A 10845-nucleotide genomic window follows, 5' to 3' on the forward strand; every position below is an offset into this window, starting at 1 on the left:
GGTTTAAGTTTTTTGCTGGGGTCATGATATAAGTAGGTTTACGCGTGTACCCGCTGGTTCTTGCCGGTTATCCAATAAATCCTCGGTCTGCATCTGTAAATGGGCCTGATTGATTTTATTGAAAAGGGCTATGCGGTCTTCGGTAATTTCTATTCCCATGCTTTTGTGTGTGGTTCCGGTAAGGTTTTTCTTGTGCTGACGGCCAACACCATTGTCTTCAATGCTTATGACCAGCTTTTTATCAATAAGCTTTAATTGAATGTTCAGTTTTTTGTTGTTGGAGCGGCTGGGTACCAGACCGTGCCAGATGGCATTTTCGATAAAGGGCTGTAATACCATGGGTGGCACAGCAATGCCTTCAAGCATTGCTGCATCCATCTCCTGGATGTTTAGTTGGAAGTCGAGCTGCTGATCGAAGCGGATGGCTTCGAGATGGATGTATTTCTGAGCTAAATCCAGCTCCTGCATCAAGGGTATGCTTTGCATTTTGCCAGTTTGTAATAACTCCCGCATAAATTTACTGAGGGTGGTCAGGTACTTGATGGCTTCCCGGTTGTGTTGTTGCTGAATTAGAAATTTGACCGAATTAAGGCAGTTGAACAGAAAGTGGGGGTTCATTTGCATGCGGGAGGCCAGTATCTCAGCCTGCCATAGATTGCGTTGGTATTCCTGCTCAAGACGCTCCCGTTTTTGTTCCGCCTCCCGCAGACGCATATTTTTCTTAAGGTTGAGGTTGCGAAGACTCAATATTATCAAGGAGGTGATACTTAATAAAATTAGGAAGGCAGCGCTGTATAAAACACGTTCCCTTTTGAAGCGCTCCTGTTGGGCAAACAACTCGGCTTCCTTGGTTTCCTGGTTGGCCTTTAAAAGGCGAATTTCGTTTTCTTTTTGTCCGAAGTCGTACTGCATTTGCAGTCCTTGAATAACAGACTGTTGGTGCACGAGGTCGAGACTGTCGTTATAAGCTTCGGCTTTTTTGTGGTAGAGAAGTGCGAGGCGGTAATTGCCTGCGCTTTCGTTTAGGTTAGAAAGGTGCTCTGAAGCAGAGGCGATCAGGGCTTTGTGGTCGCCTTCTTCAGCAATGGTCAGAGCCTGTTGGTAATGTTTCCGGGCCACCGGAAGCTGCTGCCTGAATTCCGCTGTCTGTCCCAAATTGAGTTCCAGATCTGCCATTTTTTGACGGTTGTTGAGCGCCTTAAACAATTCCAAAGATTGCTGGTAGTACCTCACTGCCTGCCCGGGTTGTAATCCTTCTTCGAGATAGTTGTGACCGAAATATTCATAGGTAATGGCCAGACCATGGGTGTCGTTGATTTGCTGGTTGATGGCCAGCAGTTCATTGAGGATGTTTAGGGCCTGGTCGTAGTTGCCCAAACGGGTGTGGTAGCTGGCGATGGACAGCAGGTTCATAGCTGTTCCTCGCTGATTGCCTCTTTCACGCTCTGCTTTAAGGGCTCTGCGAAAATGATTCATGGCTTCCTGACTGCCAGGGTCAAGATAACTGAGACTGTTGCCTAAGCCGTTACTTGAAATGGCAATGTTGCGCAAGTCGTTTTCGCTCTGTGCAATACTTAAAGCTTTCAGATAATATTCTACGGCCAGAGCATGGTCCTGATCGTAACGGGCTGCTACCCCCACATTGTTGGCAAAGCGCATTTTTTGGTGAGGAATATCCGGCAGGTCCACAATCAGGTTGTAAGCCCTTCGGTGCAGGGGAATGGACTGGGCATATTGCTGATTGTAACGGTATAGCAGTCCCAGATTATCGAGCCCCTGCGCCAGCAGTAAGGGATTGTTTAATTTTTCTGACAATTCTACTGCCTGGTGGGCGTAGTCAAAGGCTTGTTGCTGCTTTTCAGGAATTCGGTTGTATTCCCGGGAGAGCTGCATGGCCAGTTCTATTCTTTCAGAGCTGTCTTTGCTTGTTTCAAATATAAAGAAAAGACTGTCGGCAACTGATGTGGCCAATAGTAAGTGACCACAAAGAAACCACAGGCTTGTCAGGGTAATGAATGCTCTCATAATTGGGGTTTGTGCAAAATTGCCGGTTATTACATAATGAAGCAACGTCCATTTATGCTTCTTTGTTCATTAGAGGGCGGACTGGAACCGACTGTCGCCAAGTGTTGATTATCATCCCTGATAGTACCTGAAGCATTCAATCTTTGAGTTTTTTTGACGATTGGATTAATTCTTTTGACGGATAGCATATCCTTTAAATGGGATTTGGGGTATAATCGCAGAATGCTTATATAAGAGCTCATCATAAACCAAAATTTTTTGTAATGAAAAAATTTAGAATGTTTTGTTTGTTTTGTTTGTTGGGGACGCTGGTAATTAGTACATCCCTGCAAGCTCAAAAGGTGGTTGCGTTGCATAGTGGTGCAGACATCTTGTTGTTTGATGGCGCTGACGGCTTTCAGCAGGCTTATGCCGCAGCTGCCAACGGAGATGTGATCTATTTGCCCGGGGCGACTTACGCGCCACCAGCCTTGATTGAGAAACAGATCACTGTGTTTGGTACCGGGCATTATTCTACTGCCGATTCACCCACCGGTCGGACGGTTATTAACGGGCATCTCAACCTTTCTGCTGGTGCCGATCATGTGCATTTGGAGGGACTTCATGTTTTGGGGGGCCTTTCAGTGGGCAACGATATATCGGTTAATTATTTGACCATTAAGCGGTGCAGGCTTTCCGGGGCAATTACTTTTAGCGGCACTTCAGACAGCAATTTTTCCAATCATATCACGATTTCTGAATCGGTTATTGGAGGTCGTATTTTCTTGCGAAATGCACGTACTGTTGGCGTTTATAATAGTGTTTTGGAGAATTCTGTAGATTATAGTCAAGGCAACACCTTCCAAAACAACTTGTTTTTTCATACAAGTTACGTGATCGGTTATTCTCACAACAATGATTTTGTGGCCAATGTTTTTCGAGTTGGAACCAATGCTTTCCTGACAAACAGCTCTACCGGGAACTATTTTAATTACAACGTAATTGCTGCGTTATCACCCAGCTATGGTGATGGCGCCCAGGTGATTGGTAATTATCCCGGAGTAGCCTTCTCCGGGGCTTTTGTCAGCCAGGTAGCCAGCGGCTTCAGTTACGACGATGATTATCATTTGGCGAGTCCTGAATCCTATGTGGACGGCGACGGTGTGCAGGTGGGTTTGTATGGGGGCATGTTTCCATACAAAGATGCCGCAGTACCCGTTTTGCCTCAAATTATCAGTAAGCAAATTGCCCCCAAAAGTGGTGCTGGTGGCACACTCCAGATAGATATTCAAGTGGAGGCACAGCAGGAATAAGTGCTTTAGAAACCCAATATCATCCGTTCCGTCTTTTGGAATTTGAAGTTCACCAGGTGGAAGATGTTTTGACCAAAAACTTAATAAATAATACAGACATGAAACGACTTTTTACTTTAGGATTATTTTTGTTGTCAGTGACGCTTATGAGCGCCCAGCAAAAAGTGGCCTTGCAAAGCAATGGTGCCACTACTTTTTTTAACTCTGCCAGCGCCTTTGTAGATGCTTACAATGCTGCCGTGGATGGTGATACGATTTATTTACCCGGACTACAATACAACTCCCCGGCAACCATTCAGAAACGCCTGGCGGTTTTTGGAACGGGATATCATCCCGAAAACACTGAGGCTACGGGGCGGACCCGCATTGGTGCCATTCTGATAAGGGACGGCGGTTCAGGAAGTCATTTTGAAGGTATGTATGTGGAAGGCTCCATTAAACTGGCAGGTGCACTGGTGCAGGATATTACTTTTAAGCGCATGCATGTAAGTGGGAATATTGAGTTGTTCCGTGCTAGCAATGATGCCTGTCAGGATTGCCGGAATATAACTGTTCAGGAATGTGTGGCTCAAGCGATTGTCGGCATTTATGCGAAAGCAGACGGTGTGGAGATAAGCAACAGTATTTTGAAACAGGTATCGTATTTTAACAACCCTGACAATGGTCTGGTCAGGGTGGCCAACAATGTTATAGTTGATTCTTACTACAATATATATTATCTAAATAACGCCATGATCGAAAACAATGTCTTTGCAAGGACAAATAGCAGTACCAGCTATTCTTCAGTTGCTGTTTCTCATGGTAATATGTTTCGCCACAATGTTTTTAGTGACAATCCTGTGGGGCCGGAGATCAATACCTGGTCGGATAATTGGGTCAACATCGATCCGAATACTTTTTTTGTAGCCTACACGCCTACTTATGCTTACGAAAATAACTATCAGTTGGCCGCTCCGGCCTCCTATACAGGAAGCACCGGAAATGAGGTGGGCCTATTTGGAGGCTATATGCCTTTTAAACTTAATACACGTCCTTCCATACCTCAGATTATTCAGCAGCAGGTTGCCGGAGAAGTGGGTGCTGCCGGTACCTTGCAGGTAGATATTCAGGTGGAAGCCCAGCAGTAAGAAGCCGGCTCTGAATGCATACTTTTTATGAATTGTTTGTGAACCCACACAAAACGCGCAAAGCATGAGATATACATGGATAATAGTATTTATGGCCTTGTCGTTGACCCTGTGGAGTCAATCTCATATTCAACAATATGAGTTTTGGTTCAACAGTGCACACGATATGGCAGAGAAGGTGGCAGTGACCGGTGCACCGGCTCAGTTCCACCTTCAGCAGCAAATACCCGCCGGGGATTTGCCGGAAGGGTTGAATGTTTTTCAAATTCGCTTCCTCGATAGTGAGAATCGGTGGAGTTCTGTTCTGAGCCAGTTCTTCTACAAAGTGCCTCAAAGCACTTTTGTGGAAAACAAGATGGCGCACTACCAGTTTTGGTTCAATTCGGATTACGCCTCAGCTGTTAAGCAAGTTGGTGGCGATCAGCCGGTACTGAATCTTTCTGAAGCCCTTGACGCTTCTGCCTTAAAAGATGGCTTAAATACGCTTCATCTAAGGTTTAAGGACAGTCGCGATGTCTGGAGTCCGGTATTGAGCCAGTTTTTCTATAAAGTGCCTCAAAGCACTTTTGTGGAGAACAAGATGGCGCACTACCAGTTTTGGTTCAATGCAGATTACGCCTCGGCTGTTACGCAAGCTGCTGGCGATCAGCCGGTGCTGAATCTTTCTGAAGTGCTGGGCGCTTCAGTATTGAAAGATGGCTTAAACACACTTCATCTAAGGTTTAAGGACAGTCGAGATGCCTGGAGTCCGGTTCTGAGCCAGTTCTTTTACAAAGTGCCTCAAGGCACTTTTGTGGAGAATAAGATGGCGCACTACCAGTATTGGTTCAATTCAGATGACGCCTCAGTTGTTACGCAATCGGTTATTGATCAGTCTGTTCTGGATCTTTCAGCAGCGCTGGATGTCACAGATCTTAAAGCAGGGTTGAATGCCATTCACCTGCGATTCAGTGACAGTCGCGGTCAGTGGAGCCCGGCATTGAGTCAGTTTTTCTATAAGTTACCGGAACAGGTTCAGCAAGAGAATCTGATAGCCGCTTATGAGTATTGGTTCAACGATGCCGATGATGTGGTTTCTTCCATGGAATTGGAGGCACCCATAAACCCTTATCAGTTGTTGGCAGATGTTGATATGCCTTATCTGCCGGTAGGGGAGAATCACCTGCACTTCCGCTTTCGGGATACCAAAAATCAGTGGAGCGTTGTGCTCACAGAAACCTTCTTGGTAGAGGATTGCAGTCCGCGCTCTGTGGCTGCACCAACAGGTGACGAAGTGCTTTGTCAGGGCAGCACCAGTACCTACCAAACAGAAGTTGCTTTGAATGTAACGGATCTCCAATGGAGCGTAACGCCTGCAGAAGCAGGCACCCTTGAACCCGATTTCGATCAGGTGGTGGTGCAGTGGGCAGCTGACTTTTCAGGAAAGGCCACTGTGGCTGTTGTGGCCAGTAATCCCTGCGGTGCTTTGGCGCCCGTTGAAATACAGGTGGAAGTTGGTGCACCTGCCGAAATTGAGACGGAGGAGCGCATCTGTGCCGGTGAAACCTTTACGTGGAGGGGCGGTGTTTATGCGGAAAGTGGGGTATATGAGAAACGGGAGCCCAATGCCAATGGTTGCGAGGATGTTTATAAACTTCGTTTGGAAGTGGTTGAACTCAATGCTGCTGTTGTCGTGGAGGGGCCGGTTCTTACGGCGCAAATGGCGGACGTGGCCTACCAATGGGTGAATTGTGAAGAGAGCTTTGAGCCCATAGAAGGAGCCATTGCTCAAAGCTTTAATGCCGTTAGCAGTGGCAGTTATGCTGTAATAGTTAGCCAGCATGGTTGCAGTCTGCGGTCGGACTGCCACATGGTTGTCGGCTCCTCGCTGACAGGAGAGCAGTATCAGCAGGGGATTTCGGTTTATCCCAATCCTACTTCGGGACGACTTACTTTGCAGTTTGAGAAGGTCGTTGGAGAGCTACGTGTTCGACTGTTCAGCCTCGACGGTAAGCTGATGACCATTACTGAAGGTTTCGGTACGCAGCAGGTAGATTTGCAATTGAACGGCTTGGCTGCCGGGGTTTATTTACTCGAAGTTGAACGGGACGGCCAACTGTCTAAAGTGAAAGTTGTCAAGAAGCCTTAAGGTTTTGGTGAATGGATGCCGCTATCTTTATAGCGAATGGTTTTTAAAAGGGGGACTGTCGGGTTTTTATCCGGTAGTCCTCTTTTTTCAGATCGCTCATATTTAAAAAGTGGCTATCTTTAGCACATGGATCGACTGTTTTCGATAGTCCGGCTGGACAAAGCGCGCGCCCTTGAAATTGCCGCCCATCCCGATGAGGTGCATGTGCACGATTTTGAGGAGCTGATTGTGGGCATCAGGGGGCGGCTGGAGCATTACATCCATTGTGAGATGGTTACAGTGGATGCTCCGTTGGTGGCTTTTGTGGCCAAAGGGCAGTCGCACCGCATCATTACCCGGTTATGCGGTGGCGAGTTTGATATGTGGGTACTGCGTTTCAAAAGTGAGTTTATTGCAGAGACAGTTTTTCAGCTTTATCAGAGTTTTCATATTAAAGCCAATGTTTCCTTGCAAACCGGCACCTGCTTCAATCGTTTGGGACAGGTATGTGAACTGATGGACGTGGAAATGCACAGTCCGGCCCCCGACCTGTCAGTCGTTCGTCACCTGCTGGGTGCGCTTTTTATCATGATAGAATCGGAAAAGAAGAAGGTACCCGGAGCGGATGCTGATGGGGTAGCTATCCAGAATGAAACCTTTCTGTCATTTTTGAAGATACTGGAAGGCAATTTTCGACGTCCTTTAAGCGTGGAATTCTATGCCGAGAAGTTGTTTATGTCGTCGCGTAACCTTAATCTGATTTGTCAGAAAATTATGAATCAGAGTGTCTCGGAACTCATCGAGACCCGCAAATTGACCGAGGCCAAGCACTTGCTGGCGACCACCACTAAGTCGGTGTCTGAAATCGGCTTTGAACTCGGTTACAACGAAAAATCCTACTTCTCAAAAGTTTTTAAGAAGAAGGCGGGGCAAACCCCGTCTGAGTTCCGGGAGGAAATGGAGCGACTGCTGAACCCTGCTTCCTAAGTTAAATCTGCGTTTTTTATCGTGTTTTCCGAATAGTACCACCCGCTTTCCGAATACTGTAACCAGTGGGCTGTATTTACCTTGTATTTTTGTCATGTAAATATTCAAAGAAGTTAAATACATAAAAATTGAAGACAATGGACAATGGAAAATGGATATTAGATCCCACACACAGTGAATTGACTTTCAAAGTAAAGCATTTAATGATCAGCAATGTTAAGGGTGAATTCAAAAGCTTCTCAGCCGCTATTGATCAGGCAGATTTTGCCAAAGGTAAGGTGAGCGTGAGTGTTGAGACTGCTTCGGTCGATACCAATAATACGGATCGGGACACACACTTGAAAAGTGGTGATTTTTTCGATGCTGAGAACCATCCTGTGATGACTTTCGAGAGCTCCCGTTTTGAGAAGGTGAGCGATGATGAGTTTGAATTGACAGGAGCGCTGACCATCAAAGGTGTAAGTAAAGATGTGAAGTTGGCCGTGGAATTTGGCGGTACCAATAAAGATCCCTGGGGCAACGAGAAGGCGGGATTTTCATTCAGTGGAAAAATTAACCGCAAGGACTGGGGCCTCAATTGGAATGCAGTGCTGGAGACGGGCGGTGTATTGGTGAGTGATGAGGTCAAAATAGCCGGTGAGGTGCAGTTTGTGAAACAGGCTTAATTAAACGACTGGCTTTTCTCTCTGTGGTCCTTCGTGAATTCTCTGTGAAGCTCCTTGTAACTAATTGTTACACAGAGAGGCACAGAGAAAAACAGAGTGCCTTTTAATGAAATAAAGTGTATTGATGTCAAGGGTTTTTTAAAAGAAAGGATTAAATTATGGCAAAAACAGTCGTGCATAAGGCAGACAGTCGTGGTGACGCCAACCACGGCTGGCTGCACAGCAGACATACTTTTAGTTTCGCCGATTATCAGAACCCCGAAAGGATGCATTTTGGGGCCCTTAGGGTATTGAACGACGATTATGTGGCAGAAGGGATGGGTTTTGGAACCCATCCCCACAGCGATATGGAAATCATCTCCATTCCCTTGGAAGGTGATCTGGAGCACAGCGACAGTATGGGCAATGTCTCGGTTATAAAAAAGGGCGACATTCAGGTGATGAGCGCCGGTACCGGAATTACCCACAGCGAGTACAATAAGAACCGGGATCAGGCGGTGAAGTTCCTGCAAATTTGGGTGTTTCCCAATCAAAAGGGACATCCGCCACGCTACGATCAGATTTCCTTGAATTTGGCGGACCGGCGCAACAGGTTGCAGCAGATTCTTTCTCCAAATGCCGGAGACGGGGGCGTTTGGGTGCATCAGGAGGCCTGGTTTCACCTGGGGAATTTTGACAAAGGTGTTGGGGTTGAATATCTTCTGAAGAAAAGTGGTAACGGTGTGTATGTCTTTGTCCTTAAAGGGGATGTGAATATCGACGGCACTGAGCTGAATGAACGCGATGGCTTTGGCATTTGGGAGACGGACGGCTTTAAGTTGGAAGCCCTTTCAGGCGATGCCGAGGTGCTGTTAATGGAAGTGCCCATGAACTGGTAGCGGGGAAGCTACCAGTTCCTTTAAAAACTGGATGATGAGTCTGACAACTTTAAATAAAATAGCGGATGGCTTTCCATCCACACCGAAAATGCCGCTGCTATTTTTGGGCCATGGAAGTCCCATGAACGCCATCGAAGAAAATGAGTTTGTGCAAGGCTTCCGGAAGGTGGCAGAAGGTCTGCCCACCCCAAAGGCCATACTGTGTATTTCTGCCCATTGGGAAACCCGTGGCACTTTTGTCACTGGCATGGAGCAGCCCCGCACCATTCATGATTTTGGGGGATTTCCAAAGGCGTTGTTTGAGGTGCAGTATTCTGCCCCCGGCTCCCCGGCTCTGGCCCACCTGACTCAGGAAGTGGTGCATTCAGCCGAGCTGGGGCTGGATGATGCCTGGGGTCTGGATCATGGGGCCTGGAGTGTTATTAAGCACCTTTATCCGGGCGCCGACATCCCTGTGGTGCAAATGAGTCTGGATTACCTGCAAACGCCGGAGTATCATTATCAATTGGCCGGTGAGCTGCGCGCCTTGCGCGAAAAAGGCATTCTGATTATTGGAAGCGGCAATATGGTGCATAACCTGCGCCTGCTGGAGTGGGGAAAAATGAACAGCATTTATGGCTACGACTGGGCCCTTGAAGCTTCCGAAAAAATGAAAAACTTTATTCTGAATGATGACCACAGGCGGCTCATTAATTATCGTTGCCACGGCAAGTCCTTTGAGCTGGCCGTGCCCACCCCTGAGCATTATCTGCCGCTTTTGTATGTAATGGGATTAAAGACGGGTAATGAGGCGGTGAGTTTGTTCAACGATAAAACGGTGGCGGGCTCTATTACCATGACTTCTGTCAAAATAGGGTAGGGAGCTCTACGCAACCTTTGGCGTTTTTCTGTATCATGTTTCTTTAATCTAATTACGGATGATGATGTTTAGAAGAAGCATTTGCCTGATGCCCTTGGTGTTATTGGCGGGATTGGTTTCCTGCAAGAGTGTGCAGGATGTAGCCGGGGTGACTGGATGGACGGGTGATACGAGCAGGAATGCCCTGGATTGGGCGGGGACTTACAGAGGTGTTTTACCTTGCGCCAGCTGTCCCGGAATCGAAACGGTTATACACCTGAACAGTGACCATACTTACCGGATTGAAACGACTTACCAGGATGAAGGTCCCGATGTTTTTAGTGAAACTGGAAGATTTGAGTGGAATAAGCAGGGGAATAGGATTACATTAATGGGGGTTGATGTTTCTTTTGCGCCTGTTAGCTACGCCGTGGGTGAAAACCATATCAGGCAATTGGACAAGGAAGGCTCGGTTATCACAGGGGCTTTGGCAGATAAGTATGTTTTGCCCAAAGTGTCGGATATAGAGGAGAAGTACTGGAAGCTGATAGAGCTTGAAGGGAACACTTTGTCGTATGATGCGCATTGGCACAAAGAGCCGCATCTGGTTTTTCGCTCGTTTGATCAACGGGTGCTTGGAAGCAGTGGGTGTAATTCCTTTTTTGGCAGCTATGCATTGAAAGAGGGGCGTCAGGTGGTGTTCTCCGCATTGGGTGCTACCAAAATGGCTTGTGGCGGTCATTCTATTGAAAAGGCGCTGTTCGAGTTGTTAGATGGACTGCTGGACTATGAGGTGGTAGATGATCAGTTGGTCCTTAATAAAGCGGGCAAGCAACTTGCTCGTTTTGAACTGGTCTGGCTGTATTAATTGTTTTTCTCCACATGCGAACTGGGCAGGTGCCCATACAGGGTTTTGAATTTAAAGC

Annotated in this window: 9 protein-coding genes; 8 read left to right on the forward strand and 1 reads right to left on the reverse strand. The window is 47.0% G+C overall.

Annotation, left to right across the window (positions count from 1 at the left end):
- Nucleotides 1-21: 21 nt before the first annotated feature.
- Nucleotides 22-2025 (reverse strand): tetratricopeptide repeat protein, encoded by a 2004-nt coding sequence (locus tag JCM15548_RS16375; protein ID WP_062127674.1) that lies wholly within the window; start codon nucleotides 2023-2025, stop codon nucleotides 22-24.
- A gap of 263 nt (nucleotides 2026-2288) precedes the next feature.
- Between JCM15548_RS16375 and JCM15548_RS16380 the strand changes: the two genes are divergently transcribed.
- From JCM15548_RS16380 to JCM15548_RS16415, 8 genes are all read left to right on the forward strand, one after another.
- The gene (locus tag JCM15548_RS16380) at nucleotides 2289-3317 is read left to right on the forward strand and encodes a right-handed parallel beta-helix repeat-containing protein (protein ID WP_157482851.1); all 1029 of its coding nucleotides are present in this window, start codon (nucleotides 2289-2291) and stop codon (nucleotides 3315-3317) included.
- Nucleotides 3318-3415: 98 nt separating this feature from the next.
- The gene (locus JCM15548_RS16385; RefSeq protein WP_157482853.1) at nucleotides 3416-4444 is read left to right on the forward strand and encodes a right-handed parallel beta-helix repeat-containing protein; all 1029 of its coding nucleotides are present in this window, start codon (nucleotides 3416-3418) and stop codon (nucleotides 4442-4444) included.
- Nucleotides 4445-4508: 64 nt separating this feature from the next.
- On the forward strand, nucleotides 4509-6572 hold the full coding sequence (locus JCM15548_RS16390) for a T9SS type A sorting domain-containing protein (protein WP_062127679.1): 2064 nt from the start codon (nucleotides 4509-4511) through the stop codon (nucleotides 6570-6572).
- A 126-nt stretch (nucleotides 6573-6698) separates the two neighbouring features.
- On the forward strand, nucleotides 6699-7538 hold the full coding sequence (locus JCM15548_RS16395; RefSeq protein WP_062127681.1) for a helix-turn-helix transcriptional regulator: 840 nt from the start codon (nucleotides 6699-6701) through the stop codon (nucleotides 7536-7538).
- 137 nt (nucleotides 7539-7675) lie between these two features.
- On the forward strand, nucleotides 7676-8203 hold the full coding sequence (locus JCM15548_RS16400; protein ID WP_062127683.1) for a YceI family protein: 528 nt from the start codon (nucleotides 7676-7678) through the stop codon (nucleotides 8201-8203).
- A gap of 158 nt (nucleotides 8204-8361) precedes the next feature.
- Nucleotides 8362-9081 carry a pirin family protein gene (locus JCM15548_RS16405; protein WP_062127685.1) on the forward strand — a complete coding sequence of 240 codons (720 nt, stop codon included), beginning with the start codon at nucleotides 8362-8364 and terminating at the stop codon, nucleotides 9079-9081.
- A 31-nt stretch (nucleotides 9082-9112) separates the two neighbouring features.
- Nucleotides 9113-9940 (forward strand): 4,5-DOPA-extradiol-dioxygenase, encoded by an 828-nt coding sequence (ygiD, locus tag JCM15548_RS16410; protein ID WP_227625952.1) that lies wholly within the window; start codon nucleotides 9113-9115, stop codon nucleotides 9938-9940.
- Between the two features lie 58 nt (nucleotides 9941-9998).
- Nucleotides 9999-10787: a copper resistance protein NlpE N-terminal domain-containing protein gene (locus JCM15548_RS16415; protein WP_083985201.1), complete on the forward strand. Its 789-nt coding sequence runs from the start codon at nucleotides 9999-10001 to the stop codon at nucleotides 10785-10787.
- Nucleotides 10788-10845 lie beyond the last annotated feature (58 nt).

Source organism: Geofilum rubicundum JCM 15548 (assembly GCF_000974365.1).
GTDB lineage: Bacteria > Bacteroidota > Bacteroidia > Bacteroidales > Marinilabiliaceae > Geofilum > Geofilum rubicundum.

Excerpts from the sequence above, each read along its gene's own strand:
- JCM15548_RS16375 (WP_062127674.1), bottom strand. The coding sequence starts at position 2,025 with ATGAGAGCATTCATTACCCTGACAAGCCTGTGGTTTCTTTGTGGTCAC.
- JCM15548_RS16380 (WP_157482851.1), top strand. The coding sequence starts at position 2,289 with ATGAAAAAATTTAGAATGTTTTGTTTGTTTTGTTTGTTGGGGACGCTG.
- JCM15548_RS16385 (WP_157482853.1), top strand. The coding sequence starts at position 3,416 with ATGAAACGACTTTTTACTTTAGGATTATTTTTGTTGTCAGTGACGCTT.
- JCM15548_RS16390 (WP_062127679.1), top strand. The coding sequence starts at position 4,509 with ATGAGATATACATGGATAATAGTATTTATGGCCTTGTCGTTGACCCTG.
- JCM15548_RS16395 (WP_062127681.1), top strand. The coding sequence starts at position 6,699 with ATGGATCGACTGTTTTCGATAGTCCGGCTGGACAAAGCGCGCGCCCTT.
- JCM15548_RS16400 (WP_062127683.1), top strand. The coding sequence starts at position 7,676 with ATGGACAATGGAAAATGGATATTAGATCCCACACACAGTGAATTGACT.
- JCM15548_RS16405 (WP_062127685.1), top strand. The coding sequence starts at position 8,362 with ATGGCAAAAACAGTCGTGCATAAGGCAGACAGTCGTGGTGACGCCAAC.
- ygiD (WP_227625952.1), top strand. The coding sequence starts at position 9,113 with ATGATGAGTCTGACAACTTTAAATAAAATAGCGGATGGCTTTCCATCC.
- JCM15548_RS16415 (WP_083985201.1), top strand. The coding sequence starts at position 9,999 with ATGATGATGTTTAGAAGAAGCATTTGCCTGATGCCCTTGGTGTTATTG.